Below are 16,427 nucleotides of genomic sequence, written 5' to 3'. Positions count from 1 at the left end.
CTACCAACTGAGCTAACGGCTCAATGGAGGATACAGGGCTCGAACCTGTGACCCTCTGCTTGTAAGGCAGACGCTCTCCCAACTGAGCTAATCCTCCATCTTGATGCTCAAAAGGTGAACAATTACGATCGACCTCTTTGAAACAACTATTATAGTTTATCATTCAGCAATTTTGCTGTCAACAACTTTTTTCAAGTTGATGAATAGTTATTCAGAGCAATAAGTTCTGCGTTTCAACTGCAAGAACTATATTACACGTAATCTCAAAAAAAAGCTACCCCCTTTTTATAATTTCTTTGAACTATTTTGGCACAAGGATTAGTTGCTCTGAATTGTTTGGATTCAATTCCTAAATTCAGAGCGATTAATTTATTTTTCTTATCTAAATAAGACTAACTTGATTCAGTTAGTTGATGAATAAGTTCTCTATTTGGCTTTATAAAAATGTATTTATGTGCCGTTAAATTAAAAGAACCGCTAACCAGTTTGATATCCACTGGTTAGCGGTTCTCCATTGTATGCGTTATTCCTTAACGATCTTAGTCTGTCCGCCCATATATGGTTGGATTGCTTCAGGAATATTGACTGTTCCATCGGCATTTTGGTAGTTCTCTAAAATAGCAGCTACCGTCCGGCCAACTGCCAAGCCAGACCCGTTCAACGTGTGAACGTATTGCAATTTGCCGTTTTCGTCACGGTACTGAATGTGCGCACGACGAGCTTGGAAGTCAGTACAGTTTGAGCAACTTGAAATTTCACGGTACTTGTCTTGGAATGGTAACCAAACTTCAAGATCGTGCGTCATGGCAGCAGTGAAGCTCATGTCGCTGGTCGTCAGTGTGATCACGTGATGAGCTAAGCCCAACTTCTTAAGCAAATCTTCCGCGTGATTGGTCATCTTCTCCAACGCGTCCCATGATTGTTCTGGCTTAGTAAACTGAACCATTTCAACCTTGTTAAATTGGTGAAGCCGAATCAATCCGCGGGTGTCACGGCCGGCGCTACCTGCCTCAGAACGGAATGCCGGGGTCAGTGCAGTGAACTTGACTGGTAATTTTTCATCGTCGATCACGTCATCACGATAATAGTTGACCAATGGCACTTCGGCTGTTGGGATCAACGTTTCGTCAGCTTCCTTCAATGAATAAACATCTTCAGTAAACTTTGGAAATTGACCAGTCCCAAACATTGAAGCACTGTTGACCATGTATGGTGGCAGTACTTCAGTGAAGCCAGCTTTTTCGTTTTCATCCAGGAAAAAGTTATAGATTGCTCGTTCCAAGCGAGCACCTTGGCCAACGTAGTACAGGAAACGACTGCCAGAAACTTTCGCACCACGTTCAAAATCCAAGATACCCAGTGCTTCACCAATTTCCCAGTGAGACTTTGGCTTGAAATCAAAGCTTGGAATGTCACCCCACTTGCGCAATTCAACTGAACCGTCCTCGGTTAAGCCAACCGGTACGTTGTCATCAGGAATGTTTGGCAGGCGAGAAGCTTTGTCGTGAACCTCGTCAGCAATCTGTGTGAGCTGTTCATCCATTGCCTTAATGTCAGCACTAACTTGCTTCATTTGGGTAATTTTATCGCTGGCATCCTCTTTGTTACGCTTTAATTGCGAAATTTCGTCAGAGACTTGGTTCCGAGTTGCCTTCATTGTTTCAGATTTAACGATCAAATCACGCCGTTTTTGGTCGACAGCCAGTAACTCATCGATCTCAGCAGCATCCACACCTCTTGTCGCTAACTTTTCTTTAACAAAATCAGTTTCGTTTCGGACTAACTTTAAATCAATCATCAGTATTGCTCCTCTCATTTTTTGGCCCGCAAAAAAAGCTTCCGCCCCAAATATTGGGACGAAAGCTCGCGGTACCACCCAAGTTTGCGGACTAACACCGCACACTCAACATCGGTAACGGCGACCAACCGTACAGGATTAACTGTCCGCTTAAATGTACTGGAGTTTCGATGAACGGTTCTCAGCACCCCGTCTCTCTGAGCATCTACTTAAAGGTACATCGCGTTTTGTAATTGCATTCATTGTAAATTATTTACGCTTCAAAAGCAACTCACTGTTACAGATTCAGCTCAGCAATCTTGTTGTCAACAATTGACAGCACCTTTTCCTGGGCAGTTGGATCTTCGACAAAATCCAACTTATCGCCATTAATCGTCATCTTAGGTGACTTGTCATAATGCTTATACCAGTCGACATAACGGGCATCTAATTCCTTGTAGTAGTCGTACAAGCTCGGATCCTTATCAACTTGTTCGTATGAACGACCACGCTTCTTAATGCGTGTCAGCATGGTATCAAAGGAAATATTGATGTGAATCAATAAATCAGGATTCTTCTTTTCCCGGGTATCTGGTAACTCTTCCATCATGTTTTGAAGCAGAGAATTATAAATGTCGGACTCTGTTTGGGTAGCACGACCTAGATCAGCATTCAGCTTGAATAACAGTGAATCCTCAAAAATTGAACGGTCTAAAACCGCCTTATCGTCCTTTTCCGCAGCCTTGATTGCGTCTAAACGCTTATTCAAGAAATAAATCTGCAGTAAAAAGCCGTACTTTTTAGGGTTTTGATAAAACAACGGTAAAATTTCGTTGTCCTCTACTGATTCATAAAAAGCTGGTTTATTTAAGTGACGTGCAAGTAACTGGGTTAAACTGGTCTTCCCAGCCCCAATGGTTCCTGAAAGTACGATCATTGCTATTTCTCCTTTAACTTCAAAAGTCAGTACTTTATATTGTATCATTGCAAATCTTAAATGCAATATATTGTGGGTAATTCACAGAAAAAGTGTGACACAACTCGGTAGATTCCAAAATATAACACCCAACGACGTCATTCCGATAGGCTTTATCGGGATGGCATTGTTGGGTGTTATTTGGCCGGAATCTGAGTTGTAGAACCGGTCAAGACTACTTTCAAGTAATGAACTATGGTAATGCTTAGCTCCTATTTTGCTGACTCATCTTCCTGATGCTTATGAGGGGCAACATCCACGTCCTCTAACGGAATAACGTGGGTCCGATACCGAACCTTATAGTAGATAAACAAAACTAGGAATAGTGGCACACTCAAGTAAGTCACCCCGATCTGTTCCCAATCAAAGTTTGCAAAGGCGGTCGTATTTTGGCCGACAATCACTAGTATACAAAGAATCAACGCCAAAATTGGACCAAATGGGAACCACTTAGCATGGTACTTTAACTCTGAAAGTTCATGACCCTGCTTGATGAAGGCGCGCCGGAACCGGAAATGAGAGATAGCAATTCCCAGCCAGGCAATAAACCCGGTCAAGCCAGAGGCAGCGACCAACCACGTATATACTTCCGGACCCGCAATACTGGTGACAAAAGCAATGGCACCCACGACGGTCGTTGCTGCCTGTGCACGCAATGGAACGCCGTTTTTAGTCGTATGTTCAAAGTACTTTGGTGCAAAATTATCTAATGACAGTGAATATAACATCCGTGACGAAGCATACATCCCAGAATTGGCTGCGGAAATGACGGAAGTCAAAATAACGGCATTCATCACACTAGCAGCGGCCGCTAAACCAGCACGCTGAAAGACCAGAGTAAAGGGACTAATTGCAATATCACTGGCCGATGACCCCAGTAATTTAGGACTCGTATATGGAATCAAACAAGCAATAACGAAGATTGCCAAGATATAAAATAATAGAATCCGCCAAAAGACCTGATTAATCGCCTTTGGCACACTCTTTTCGGGAGTAGCTGATTCACCGGCTGTAATCCCCACCAATTCAGTTCCTTGGAAGGAGAACCCAGCAACCACGAACACACTCAAGATTGCAGGTACACCACCAACAAACGGTGCTTGTTTATAGGTAAAATTACTCAAGCCAACCGCGTGACCGCCCATGATGCCAAAAATCGTCAGGAAACCGACTATTAGAAAGACGACAACGGTGACCACCTTAATCATGGCCATCCAGTATTCTGTTTCACCGAAAGCTTTCACTGTTAGCGCGTTAATCAAGAAAATCATGACTAGAATTAGGACGCTCCAGATCCAGCCTGGTACATCCGGTAGCCAAAATTTCATAACCAACGCCGCCGTACTGATATCCACGGCTAAGGTAATTGCCCAGTTGAACCAGTAGTTCCAACCCATAGCAAATCCCAAGGCCGGGTCAACGTACTTAGTTGAATAAGTAGCAAATGAACCTGATACCGGCATATTAGTCGCCATTTCACCCAGTGACGTCATTAAAAAGTAAACCATGGCACCCAGGGCAACGTAAGCGAGTAGACCACCACCTGGACCGGCTTTAGAAATTGCTGACCCACTGGCAACGAATAACCCAGTACCGATACTACCGCCCAACGCAATCATGGAGATATGGCGGGTTTTCAGTTCTCGTTTAACCTCATTGTCACTATTATTGTTTGTTTGATTCGCCATTTATTTACACTCGCTTTCAGACTTATTTTGCCAATAAAAAAGGCCGCCTGCAGCTACCTGCGAGACGACCTGAAAGTCATTCTACCGTAGGAAGCTCTCCGCAGCACATCACTGCGACAGTCCCAGCCCTCTTAGGACTGGTCCCAGCTCCCCGTGTTATCAGTCACGTTAAGCTTCGGCGAATTACCCTTTTACTTCCAATCACAGAACCTGATCGTTCTCCTGAAAGTGACTCTTTCAATTCGCGCCTCTTCTTTTGATGAATACAATATTAAACCGTTGAAGATTAAATTGCAAGCATGGCTCAGTTCTCACGATCCCGACGATAAATAACCTCCGTTTTACCTGGCTCGTATAGGGCATGGGGCGAGTGGGTAAATCGATCGACATAATAGAAACCCAATTTCTCTAAAACCCCTTTAGAGCGTAAATTGTCTTCTAGAAAGCTTGCCCAAATAGTCTTCAAGAGTCGCTGGTCAAAAACCGTTCTGATCAAAGACTCAGCTGCTTCGGTCATATACCCCTGTCCCCAGTATGATTGGTTCAAGACGTAACCAATCTCGGCTGAGTCTTCTTCCTGTTCGCCACTGGAGGCAATCCGTGGGTATAGGCCGATACTACCAATGACCCTCTGCGTCACAGTTTCAACGATTGCAAACACCATTCCTTGTGAAATCGCTGAACGTAACATGTAGGCAGCATCCGCTTTTCGATGAGCATACTGAAAGCCGGCTGCCCTAGCACTATCCACATCACCCACAATGGCATAATAATCATCTAAATCGGACTCCACAAATTGGCGAATCGTTAAGCGTTCTGTTTTTATCATGAGCATGAGCAATCGTTCCCTTTTTATCAAAGTCCAAAATGCGTTAAACTATGGGTATTAAGTTCAAATCACGCTTCGTTTGTTTCATTTTATTATAGATTACAATTAGGATGATGACTATGCAAATTGTTAAAGAATCATTGGGCGGTAATACTGCCGCTTACTTACAGGGATATCTACGGGAAAAAGACCCCGAAAATCCAGATCAAGTGTACCCCGCAATTATTGTTGTTCCCGGTGGCTCCTACACCCATATTCCAGAACAGCAGTCAGAAACACTGGCGATGGCCTTCGCAAATCTCGGTTATCAGGCGTTTTACCTCCGTTACAGCTTCGTAGACGAAAAACAACCGTTACATCCGGCACCATTAATTGAACTTGCTCAATCCGTGTCACTGGTGAAAAAGAATGCGTCAGATTGGCTGATTGACCCTGAAAGAGTGGCCGTTGCCGGCTTTTCGGTTGGTGGTCACATTACGGCACTTTACAACGATTATTGGCACTCTCAGTGGCTCACTGAACAAGCTGGCGTCACTGCCGAGGAATTACAGCCGCAAGCCGTTATACTTGGTTACCCGGTGATCAGCCCCAAACTTGGCTTCCCCGTTAAGGAAGGTATGTTGGCACAATGGACGGATGACCCTGATGCGATTGCTGCTGACGAACACGTTAGCCAACAAAATGCGCCCACTTTTATTTGGGCAACAGCTGATGATCCACTGGTGCCATCCGTGAATAGTTTGGCCTACGCCAATGCTTTGAGCCAGGCACAGGTGCCATATGAACTGCACATTTTCCATCACGGTCCTCACGGCTTGGCGCTTGCCAATCATTTAACCGCTTGGAAGCGAGACGCTAATCAACCCCACGTGGCACACTGGTTGAAGCTGGCTGAGGAATGGCTGAATGCAACTCTCTAATTGATCAGATTCAATTAAAGTCTGAGCGGTCTCTCAGGCTTTTTTAATCCGTAAATGAGAAGCAACCAGTAAATTACCCCTTGACAGCGGCGTCATTCATCTCTAGAATGAGATTCAAATTACAAATGCAGTAAGTGGTCAAATTAGATTCTAATTTTAGAGATCATTCATAAGGCTGAAAGAATGAACCGAATCGAAACACAGCTACTAGCAGTTAACCTGAAAGATATTATTTATTAGGGCTAGCCGGTCACCCACCGTTAAACGGGGCAAGTTATTTAACTTGCTGAGGTAGCTATTGTGAGATAACTACGAACAGAGGTGGCACCACGAGCTAATCGTCCTCTCAAAGATTAATTTCTTTGAGGGGATTTTTTATTTGGATTTGGAAAGGAAGCTGACGACCATGTTTCAATTGATGATGTTTCACGATAATACGAACACTGCAGGAATCAAGGAACATCACCTGCATTTGCGTCGACATAGTCTGCACCAGAATTTGTCGGAATAGGGAAGTTCAATTTGGGAGGAAACGCATATGCAAAAATCAATTAAAGGTTTTATTGGAACAGCACTTATTTTAGTTAGCGGCATCGTCTTAGCTGGCTGCGGTAAATCAACTTCATCAGTCAAAACCACGGCTACCATCATGGAGCAAGCAGACATCTCGTCATTGGATTCATCACAAATTACGGATGTGGGCGCGCTAGAGACCGTTAACAACTCACAAGAAGGCTTGTACCGGTTAAAGAATAGCAATACGGTGGAACCTGGAATTGCTAAGGCAATCGTGAAACCTACTGATGGTCAAACCGTCTACACCTTTAAATTACGACCGAACTTAAAGTGGAGCAATGGTGATCCACTGACCGCCGCCGATTTCGCCTACGCTTGGCAACGAGCAGTTAACCCTGCCACTAAGGCCGCTGATGCCTACATGTTCCTGCCAATTAAAAATGCTAAGCAGATTGAAAATGGCAAAATGTCTGTTTCACAGTTGGGCGTTAAAGCCGTCAACAAAACAACTTTAAAAGTTACTCTCGCTCAGGCCACCCCCTACTTTAAGTACTTAGTGGCAGCAGTTCCGTTCCTGCCACTGAACCAAAAGGTAGTGGAAAAATATGGTAGTGCCTATGGAACTTCTGCCGCCAAGACGGTGTTTGACGGTCCATTCATGGTTCAAAACTGGAGTACGTCATCCGTAAAATGGACGCTGAAAAAGAACCCTAAATACTGGGATAAGAAAGTCGTTAAATTAAGTAGTGTGAAGTTTGCGGTCGCAAAATCACCAGAAACTGCCCTTTCGCAGTATCAATCAGGTGACCTAGACAACATTGTGCTTGCAGGTCAACAAGCAGCTCAAGAAAAAACTAATAAGGGCTACCTCAGCTACCCAAGTGGCGAAACCGACTACCTCGCCTACAACTTCCGCAGTAAGACCATGAGAAACGCAAATATTCGAAAGGCCATTTCATTGATCATCAACCGAAAGAGTTTAACGCAAAACGTGCTTAAAAATGGTGCCAAATCCCCTTACGGACTCGCACCAGAAGAAATTTCAAAGAACCCTAGTAACGGTGCCGACTTTGCCAAGGATTCCAGCGTCAAAGAATCGGTCGCATTTAACCCAACGCTGGCGAAAAAGTATTGGGCTAAGGGATTAAAACAACTGGGCGTGAAGAAGTTGAATATGAAACTCGTCTGCTACGACGTCGATTCATTCAAAAATTCCGCTGAGTACGTGCAAGCTAACGCCAAGAAATACCTTAAAGGCGCGAACATCGAAATCAACGCACAGCCTAAAGTGCAGGCCATCACCACCATGCAGAAAAAGCGTGGCTATGATATCGGCTTCACCAACTGGATTGCCTCTTACCCAGACCTAAATGAATTTTTCCAACTACTCAATACCAACAACGTGAATAACGCGGGTAACTATTCTAATAAGACGTACGATAAGCTGTACTCAAACGCCAACGTTAAAGACGTGACAAACCCTCAAAAACGTTATGATGACTTCAAACAGGCGAATCAAGTTGCCATGAAGGATCAAGCCATCACTGCCTTGAACCAAGGCCAGATTGCCCGGTTGAACAAGCCCGGCTTAAAGGGGATCACTTACGCAGCCGCACAAGGGATCTCATTGAAGAATGCCTATTGGGCAAAGTAAAGGAGTGTATGCAATGACCACAATGATTAATGAAAAACAAATTTTAGCAGACTTCAACTACCTCCACCCTCGTGGTGAGACCGCTTTTAACGAAGTCAACACAACAAATTATTTAGCAAAACGGCTGGATGAAATGGGTGTCAGCTATGAACGCTTCGATGATTTTACTGGCTTGATTGCGACAATTGGCAGCGGTCACCCAATCATCGGCTTACGCTCAGATATTGATGCCTTAAAGCAGGAATACCAAGGCAAGACCCAGGTCTTACACTCCTGCGGCCACGATTCTCACATGTCGATGGTACTAGCAGTAGCTGGTTATTATGTCGCTAACCCAGACGAAATTCCCGGCACCCTGAAAATTATTTTCCAGCCCGCTGAAGAGACGGTCACGGGCGCTGAACGGGTGATCAAGAGTGGTAAATTAGGCAAACTGGATTATCTCTATGGCTTGCACGTCTGCGCCAAAGCTGAAGTGACTGGTAAGCATGCGGAACCAATCATTCCAGATATTGCCACACGGACGTATTGGGTGACCATTACTGGCAAAACTGCCCACGCCGGTCGACCAGAATTAGGTGCCAACGTGATTGATGGCTTCAGCACCCTCAATGAGAAGTTTAAGCAAATTAAACTGGACACCAAGCTACCCTATTCGGTGACCACCACCATGGTTCAAGCTGGCGAGTCTTCCAACATTGTCCCAGATAAAGGCACCTTTGCGGTTGATTTGAGGGCTCGGACTAATGACATGATGGATGAACTCCAAGCCCAAGCCTTCCAAGCAATGAAGGACGTCTCCGTGAACGGTATCAACGTCACTTTAAACGGCAACGACCTTTCTCCGGCAGCTATTCCAAGCGAACCTGCCATTAACAACATGAAACGCGCAATCACCCAGGTACTTGGGAAAGAAGGCCTGGTTGAACCCGCACCAACTCAGGGTGGCGATGACTTCCACTTCTACGCCTATGATGGTGTCGCAAAAGAATCAACCATGTTGGGACTGGGCTGCGATTTAACACCAGGTTTACACGTACCAGGTATGACTTTCGACCGCACAGCAATGTTTGATGGCGCAAAAATCTTAATTAACGTAATTAAAATGACGGGTCAGCAATAGTCCCATGAACCACGAAAAAAGCATCGGCAAAAGCCAATGCTTTTTTTAGATAGAAACTTAATATATTGAACGATTTAACAATCTAACGTGTGATAGCTTTGGTGCCAACCAGAGGTAAAGCCATTCGCTGATCTGCAACCAAGCATATGCCAGAAGCATCGCACCAATGGTATCAGTTGGATAATGGGCGCCTAGATAGACCCGCGAAACTGCTAATAGGATCAACCAAATAATCATGATGGTTCTAACTAGAATGGCTTGCCAATCCTTTTCAATCATCGGAACGACAACGATCCATAAAATAGCAATGACTAAGGTCATCCCAAACACGTGACCGCTAGGAAAGCTGAAACCATTGTCACTTGCTAAATGACCAAAAGGCCGTTGTCGCTGAACCACGTGCTTCACCAGCGTGGCAATTACATCGCCACCGAGTAACGTGCAGAGTGCCCATAACGCCGGAATTCTGAATTTGAATCCCCATAGCAGAAAGGCGATAATCAAGACCCATATGATATCAAATGTGGGACTACTTAATAACGAAATTAAATTCATAATTGCTTCTTTAAAACTTGTTTGATGTTTCTGAATAACTTGAATGATAACACTGTCAATAAATTCCAATAACCCAGACTGCGCCATGACGACGGCAGCTAAAAAAGCGAACAAACCACCGCTAACAAGTAAGCGGTACGGTCGGTCACGCTCTTGTTGAATAATCATTGTTGCTTCCTCCCATTAAAAAAACGATTTATCACTGCGAATTTGAGTATAGCATAAATTATCACATGCCTGATATTGGATTTTGATTGTTATTGGAATATTTAGAATTTTACCTTTGCTAAATAAGAGCTGGAAAAGGTTTAAATTGTATCCGGATACACGAACTATTCGATTACCAAGAAATTAAAAAGTATGCTAAAGTTGTTGAGGAATATTTTACTGACGGTTAAAGAGAGGACATTATAATGATTCAATCGATGCTAATCATGATGGCTGTCGGCCTGTTTGCCGGAATTGCAGGAGCAATCCTTGGCCTTGGCGGCGGAATTATCATCACACCTGTTCTGACATTAATGATGGGCTTAGATATTAAGTATGCCATTGGCGCAAGTATTATTGCGGTGATTGCCACCAGTTCAGGGGCTACCATTGCTTATCTCAGAGATGATGTGTTAAACCTGCGAGTAGCCATGTTTCTTGAAATTGCCACGACGATTGGTGGAATTTCGGGTGCTCTGCTGACTGGAATACTCGATCCCAAATATCTCTACTTATTTTTCGGTGCCCTGCTGGTCTTCTCTGGCTGGAATATGTGGCGCAAGCTCCGGCGCGGTCAAGAAGTCATGACTAACGTTCAGGCTGACCGAATTGCGACTAAGCTCAAGTTGAACGGGACCTACTTTGATAAATCGGAAATGAAACAAGTCGATTATCAAGTTGAAGCAGTTCCCCAAGGCTTTCTGGTCATGTTAGGTGCTGGTCTAGCCAGCGGAATGCTGGGAATCGGCTCCGGCGCCTTCAAGGTCACCGCTATGGACACCTTTATGAAGATGCCATTAAAGCCCTCATCGGCCACCAGCAATCTGATGATGGGAGTTACTGCCGCAGCCAGTGCCACCGTTTACTTCTTCAACGGTTCAATTTTACCCAACATTGCGGTGCCACTTGCGCTAGGCATTTTAGTCGGTGCTGTTATCGGTTCTCGGGTGATGCAGGTGTTACCTGCGCGCATCATTCGAATGATTTTCATCCCGGTGATTTTATTTATTGGCCTGCAAATGCTGTATAAAGGAATAATTGGAGGTTAATCACATGGAAGAACAATCGCATGAAAGTAAAGCAACTAAAAACGAAATGGCCCATATCGAAACAATCATCGGTCGAATCCTGCAGATTGGTGTGATCGTCGCCGCAATCGTCATGCTGTTTGGATTGATCCTGTTGCTCATTAATGGTGGCAACGGTGGCTATCCAACTGGGCATCAACCGACTACCATCAGCGGCATTATTGCTGGAACAGTCGCACTGAAGCCTTACGCTGTGATGATGGTCGGCATGTTCTGCCTCATCATGACACCAGTTTTACGTGTCGTTGTGTCAATCTATGCCTTTTACAAAGAACACGATATCCTTTATGTTTGGATCACTACTATTGTTTTGATTATTTTGTGCATTAGTTTTGTTGTTGGGCATACGGTTTAGGTTTGCTGATTGATTTTATATAGTAGAAACGTGTTCAATGACTCGGAGTCCGGCCACGTAACGAAAAACGGGTACGTCCTTAAAGTTCGAAGGACCTACCCGTTTTATTTTGCGCTTAAATTTTATTCGGCAGAAACGTGTTCAACAACTCTGATTCCTGCCATGTAACGTCAAGGGGCAAGGTTCCCAAGTTCAGGAACCCCGCCCCTTGACGATTGCTGATTGATTTTATTTGGTGGAAACGTGTTCAAAGGCTCAGAGTCCGGCCACGTAACGAAAAACGGGTACGTCCTTAAAGTTCGAAGGACCTACCCGTTTTCCGTTACGCTCTGGACTCTACCCGAGCCTTTTCACACTCTACAATCTCGGATTATTCCTATTCTCATGACTCCACCGACTAGAAAACATCACCATCAGTTTTGCCTGCATCCTGTTTATCATTTCAGCTAATAAGAAGCCAAAGGCAATCGAGCCCGCTATGATTGCGACTTGCAACAAGAAACTAATTGCTTCTGAAACGTTACCCAGCGCGAAGTTTTTGATCATTTGATACGCTTGACCACCGGGAACAAATGGCACCAAGGCCGGAATATTAAAGTTAATTACTGGCATTCGCTTATACCTAGCCGCCTGCATGCTAAGGATACCAATTATCAGCGCCCCCAGCAAATTGGCCACCGCGATACCCATGTTGGCCATCATACATAACCGGTAAGCGAGAAAACTCAGCGTGCCGATCCAACCACCGAGGTTCAGCGCTCGTCGCGGCACGTTCAGTAAAATGCCAAATGTTACCGTCCCGATATAAGTTAAAACTAAATCCGCAAATAATTTCAGCATTTGTCCACCTCACACTGCCTGCAAGATCATGGCAATCCCACTCCCGATAGCAATCGCACTCATTAAAGCTTCCATCCCCCTGGCGATACCACTAACGAGGTCGCCCGCTAAAATGTCCCTTACCGCGTTAGTCAACGGCACCCCAGGAACCAGTGGCATAACGCAACCAATAATAATATCATCGGCGTTAGTCCCTAAATGATATTTAACAGCTAAAAGCGCCAGAACACCGATTACAGCAGAAGCTAAAAACTCACTCAAAAACCGAATCTTGGCTAATCGGTTTAACACGTAAAAGATCCACCAACCAATTAAGCCGATGATACAGGTGACTAAGAAATCGGGATAGTTATGTCTAAAGACCACTTCCAGTGTCCCGCTGACCAAACCGGCAGAAACCAACTGTAACCAAAACGGGAAGTAGCGGGAATGCTGGTCCAAATCCGTTAAGCGTTCCTCAAACTGTGCCAGGGTAATTTTGTGCTCAGCAAAGTGTCGTGATAGGTCATTGACCAACGTGATTTTCTCTAAATCAATGGATCGTGATACTACGGGTTCAATCTGCGCATTTTCTTCACCTGAGACTGACATCATGATGCCGGTGATCGTCACGTAAACTTTGCTATCCGGATACCCTGCATTAGCTGCTATTCGGCTAATCGTATCACTCACTCGTGCGACTTCTGAACCATTCTCAATCATGATTCGACCCGCATGAAGTGCCGTTTTGATCATCAAATGACCCTGATCATTTGTCATCGCAGTTACCCCCGTTCAATTCGTTCTCTACTCGATTATACGTGCATCGAATTCGTTACGCTATCCTAAATTACGCAATTTGATGACTTTTTGCTTCTAGGGATTAGGTTGACAAATAATGAGGGCTGGTCGATACTCAGCATATTGTTTTAAAAGAGGAGAATTTACTTTGAGTTATTATTGGTGTGCCATCTTTACGCTAATCAGTGCTGTTGTCAGTGCTGGTTTTTCAACCGAAGCCTATTTCAATGCTAGAGCACTGTCGAAAGATGCACTCACGACAGCTAAGTATGCCGCTTCCCGGAGTGCAGCTCTCGTGATTGTTGCTGTTGGATTAATCATTTGGCCATTAAAGCCCTATTTAGTCGCCCTAGCAACAGTGATGATCTTTGTTCAGCTATTCGATGGCCTGATTGGCATCAAAGTTAGCTTGTTTAAAACCCTCGGACCGCTACTGACTGCTTTAGTTAACGTAATTTTGTTATTGCTGTATCTAAAAAGCTAGCCCCCACTTGGAAGCTAGCTGTTGTTTTATTCCACAAAAATATAATGAGCGGCTTTATAGCCAATGGTTAAATCCTGCTTGTCAGTCAAATTAGTGACCAGAACTGGTCCTTCGAATGGGTCATGCTTGTTGACCTGCAGCTTGTCGCCAATATCCAACTTGATATCACCTAAGTACGTCAGTAGATCGTGATTATCAATAAACCGAGTCACTGTAACAGTTTGACCGTCTTTAACATCGTTTAAAATTAAATGCGACTCACTGTCATAATGGCCATTACGATCAGGAATAGTCCCACCATGAGGACACTTTTTGGGGTGGTCCAACGCGTCATCCATTGCGTTTGCCAATTTCTCACTGGTAACGTGTTCTAGCCGTTCAGCCTCGACGTCCAAATCTGGTAGCGCAAAGCCTAATTTTTTAACTAAAAAGGTTTCCCACAAGCGGTGCTTTCGTACTAAAGTGACCGCTTTTTTACGGCCGGCATCCGTGAGTGAAATACCTGCATAAGGTTCGTGGTTAACGAGGCCTTCCTCGACCATTTTGTTGATCATTTCAGTCACCGAACCCGCTGCAATATTCAAACTGATGGCGATTTGCTTGTTCGAAACTTTCTCACTCGCGCCACCAAGCTCAAAGATAATTTTTAAATAATCCTCTTTCATGGGTGTCATGCTGCATTACTCCTTGTTAGTCTTCATTTTGCCTTTTAATCAATTGTTTGTCTAAATCTTCGTTCAAAATCATTTCTTCACCACGACCGCGAACATCCTCGGCTTGTAGTGTAACGTGGCAAATACCGTACTTTTTCGCCAGCACTTCTTCTACCTGATGGTAAATGGGTTCAGCTTCACTCAGTAGCATGTCGCGCATGTTGATGTGAGCCGAGAACATGATTCGATTTTCGTCGATCATCCAAATATGGATGTGATGAACGCTGGTAACGCCATCAATTTTCATTAAATCCTGTTTAATGGCATCGTAATCCATTTTCGGTGCACCTTGCATTAAAATCGTAATCGTATGCCGCACGATTGGCCACGATTCAAACGTAATATAAGCCGCTACAATAATCGTGATAATCGGGTCAATCATAGTGATATTGTACCACTGAATCATAACCGCTCCGAAAATCACACCTACTGAAGATAAAGTATCGCTCAGTAAATGAAGGTAAGTTGCCTTCATATTCAAATTATGTTTTGAGCCACGGTGCATTAAGATTGCCGAAACTAGATTAGCGAGTAATCCAATCGTAGCAACACCCATCATCAATTCACCGTTGATTTGTTCTGGGTGGCTCAGACGTTTGGCCGCTTCCACCACCAGAAAAATCGAAAGTACGATCAATAATAGCGCGTTCAGCATGGCCGCTAAAATCTGTGCCCTACCATAGCCAAACGTGTTCCGTTCATCCTCATCACGCAAACTGATTCGATGTGCGATGTAGCTGATCACAATGGAAAAGGTATCACCAAGATTATGAAAGGCATCAGAAAGCAGCGACAGACTGCCAGATAATAAGCCGCCAATTGCCTCAACGACTGTAATAGCCCCATTTAAAATGGTAACGGTTAAAAATCTTCTTCCTGACATGCGTTTGTCTTCAGACATACCAATTCCCCCTAGAAGTTAATACTAGCACATTTTTAGGCAAAATCATCTAAAAAGTTAGGTACTCCAGCAAAAAAAGCGTCCACCAAATTGGTGAACGCTCTAATTTTGATTAACGAGTCTTAACAAGTGACCCAATTTTAGTTAATTTTTCGTAGGCGTAATCGCGAATGGTTGTCTGTTCGTCCGCTAACACTTCAACGGTGCCTGTTTCAGTAAAGCCAGCCTTCTTGATAACATGCTGCATCCCCTTGTTATCGGGATGCGTATCGATGCGAATCCCTTTAATAGAAGAGTTAGCTTCAATTTCGCCAAAGATTGCTGCAAAAAGCTTGCCGGATAAGCCTTGACCGCGATGGTTAGCGGACACTGCAACCCGGTGGATGGCAACGTACGTATCGTCGTGCGTCAGCCATTGTCCATCGATTTCTTCATAACTTTCGTCTGGTGCTGGAATAACACTAGCCGTACCTAACACTTCGTAGCCTTCAACAAGCACTACCGCGTGGCCGTTTTGAATGTCATTAACCAACACATTGGTATTGGGATATCCCCCCTGCCATTGATCAATGTTTTGAGCCGCCAGGTGAGTTTTTCCATCCTGGATGATTGATTCGATTTGTGGTAAATCCTTCATTTCTGCGCGACGTAAATACATTTGTTCCACCCCTTTATTTTTTACAAGATTTTGATATCTTAAACTATATATCCAGTGATGTCTAGCGAAATCATTCGGATTTTCCCTAATAATTTCATTAAGGATTTTCTAATTTTAAGGACCTGATTTGACGGGGATGGAAGCGGGTTAAAAACAGGGTTTCACAGAAGTTTGTGAAGTGGGTTTAAGCGATGGTGGGCGTGTTGAGGTTGGTTTGCACTAAGGCTTTGCAAATTCAAAATTGGATTTTTCGAGCAAATTGTCGAAACGTGCTCAAACAAGCAGAGAGTTGCAAATAAGGCACAGCCAACAGAAATCCAAAACCGGGATTTCCGTCGCTTTGGCGACATTGCTGAAACGTGT

The 16,427-nt window shown here is 44.2% G+C and carries 16 protein-coding genes, 1 tRNA gene and 1 riboswitch; of the genes, 6 read left to right on the top strand and 11 right to left on the bottom strand.

Translation table 11 applies throughout. The annotated features are described in order from the left end of the window. Positions 1-24: 24 nt before the first annotated feature. The 5 genes from HC026_RS11770 to HC026_RS11750 form a co-directional block, all read right to left on the bottom strand. Positions 25-97: transfer RNA gene (locus tag HC026_RS11770), tRNA-Val, on the bottom strand. A 426-nt stretch (positions 98-523) separates the two neighbouring features. Next, on the bottom strand, positions 524-1,798 hold the full coding sequence (gene serS / locus HC026_RS11765) for a serine--tRNA ligase (protein ID WP_168926115.1): 1,275 nt from the start codon (positions 1,796-1,798) through the stop codon (positions 524-526). Between the two features lie 277 nt (positions 1,799-2,075). Then, positions 2,076-2,714, bottom strand: a complete 639-nt coding sequence (locus HC026_RS11760) for a deoxynucleoside kinase (protein WP_168926114.1) — start codon at positions 2,712-2,714, stop codon at positions 2,076-2,078. A 251-nt stretch (positions 2,715-2,965) separates the two neighbouring features. Next, positions 2,966-4,441, bottom strand: a complete 1,476-nt coding sequence (locus HC026_RS11755) for an amino acid permease (protein ID WP_168926113.1) — start codon at positions 4,439-4,441, stop codon at positions 2,966-2,968. An 83-nt stretch (positions 4,442-4,524) separates the two neighbouring features. Beyond that, a riboswitch (Lysine riboswitch) is annotated at positions 4,525-4,702 on the bottom strand. 43 nt (positions 4,703-4,745) lie between these two features. Beyond that, the gene (locus HC026_RS11750; protein WP_168926112.1) at positions 4,746-5,276 is read right to left on the bottom strand and encodes a GNAT family N-acetyltransferase; all 531 of its coding nucleotides are present in this window, start codon (positions 5,274-5,276) and stop codon (positions 4,746-4,748) included. 113 nt (positions 5,277-5,389) lie between these two features. On the opposite strand from HC026_RS11750, the gene HC026_RS11745 reads away from it, so the two are divergent. The 3 genes from HC026_RS11745 (at position 5,390) to HC026_RS11735 (ending at position 9,483) form a co-directional block, all read left to right on the top strand. Beyond that, entirely contained in the window at positions 5,390-6,190 is an 801-nt protein-coding gene (locus HC026_RS11745) for an alpha/beta hydrolase (protein WP_168926111.1), read from the top strand. A gap of 538 nt (positions 6,191-6,728) precedes the next feature. After that, entirely contained in the window at positions 6,729-8,360 is a 1,632-nt protein-coding gene (locus HC026_RS11740; protein ID WP_168926110.1) for a peptide ABC transporter substrate-binding protein, read from the top strand. A 13-nt stretch (positions 8,361-8,373) separates the two neighbouring features. Further along, positions 8,374-9,483, top strand: coding sequence for an amidohydrolase (locus HC026_RS11735; protein ID WP_168926109.1), 1,110 nt, complete (start codon positions 8,374-8,376; stop codon positions 9,481-9,483). Between the two features lie 57 nt (positions 9,484-9,540). On the opposite strand, the gene HC026_RS11730 is transcribed toward HC026_RS11735, so the two are convergent. Continuing rightward, entirely contained in the window at positions 9,541-10,206 is a 666-nt protein-coding gene (locus HC026_RS11730) for a phosphatase PAP2 family protein (RefSeq protein WP_168926108.1), read from the bottom strand. Positions 10,207-10,451: 245 nt separating this feature from the next. On the opposite strand from HC026_RS11730, the gene HC026_RS11725 reads away from it, so the two are divergent. Beyond that, positions 10,452-11,294 (top strand): sulfite exporter TauE/SafE family protein, encoded by an 843-nt coding sequence (locus tag HC026_RS11725; protein WP_168926107.1) that lies wholly within the window; start codon positions 10,452-10,454, stop codon positions 11,292-11,294. 4 nt (positions 11,295-11,298) lie between these two features. Continuing rightward, positions 11,299-11,688, top strand: coding sequence for a DUF1634 domain-containing protein (locus HC026_RS11720; RefSeq protein WP_168926106.1), 390 nt, complete (start codon positions 11,299-11,301; stop codon positions 11,686-11,688). Positions 11,689-12,045: 357 nt separating this feature from the next. Here HC026_RS11720 and HC026_RS11715 read toward each other — a convergent pair whose 3' ends face one another. Continuing rightward, positions 12,046-12,528 (bottom strand): threonine/serine exporter family protein, encoded by a 483-nt coding sequence (locus HC026_RS11715; RefSeq protein WP_168926105.1) that lies wholly within the window; start codon positions 12,526-12,528, stop codon positions 12,046-12,048. A 9-nt stretch (positions 12,529-12,537) separates the two neighbouring features. After that, entirely contained in the window at positions 12,538-13,287 is a 750-nt protein-coding gene (locus HC026_RS11710) for a threonine/serine exporter family protein (RefSeq protein ID WP_168926104.1), read from the bottom strand. A 169-nt stretch (positions 13,288-13,456) separates the two neighbouring features. Between HC026_RS11710 and HC026_RS11705 the strand changes: the two genes are divergently transcribed. After that, positions 13,457-13,792 carry a hypothetical protein gene (locus tag HC026_RS11705; RefSeq protein WP_168926103.1) on the top strand — a complete coding sequence of 112 codons (336 nt, stop codon included), beginning with the start codon at positions 13,457-13,459 and terminating at the stop codon, positions 13,790-13,792. Between the two features lie 26 nt (positions 13,793-13,818). Here HC026_RS11705 and HC026_RS11700 read toward each other — a convergent pair whose 3' ends face one another. The 3 genes from HC026_RS11700 to HC026_RS11690 form a co-directional block, all read right to left on the bottom strand. Further along, positions 13,819-14,466, bottom strand: a complete 648-nt coding sequence (locus HC026_RS11700; RefSeq protein ID WP_168926102.1) for a metal-dependent transcriptional regulator — start codon at positions 14,464-14,466, stop codon at positions 13,819-13,821. Positions 14,467-14,482: 16 nt separating this feature from the next. Continuing rightward, a complete protein-coding gene (locus HC026_RS11695; protein WP_168926101.1) occupies positions 14,483-15,406 on the bottom strand; it encodes a cation diffusion facilitator family transporter in 924 nt (307 codons plus the stop codon). 112 nt (positions 15,407-15,518) lie between these two features. Then, complete coding sequence (locus HC026_RS11690; RefSeq protein ID WP_168926100.1) at positions 15,519-16,064, bottom strand: GNAT family N-acetyltransferase; 546 nt, start codon at positions 16,062-16,064, stop codon at positions 15,519-15,521. Between the last annotated feature and the right edge of the window lie 363 nt (positions 16,065-16,427).

This window comes from Secundilactobacillus angelensis (assembly GCF_012641075.1).
GTDB classification, from domain to species: Bacteria; Bacillota; Bacilli; order Lactobacillales; family Lactobacillaceae; genus Secundilactobacillus; species Secundilactobacillus angelensis.
This window is presented reverse-complemented; position numbering and strand designations above follow the sequence as displayed.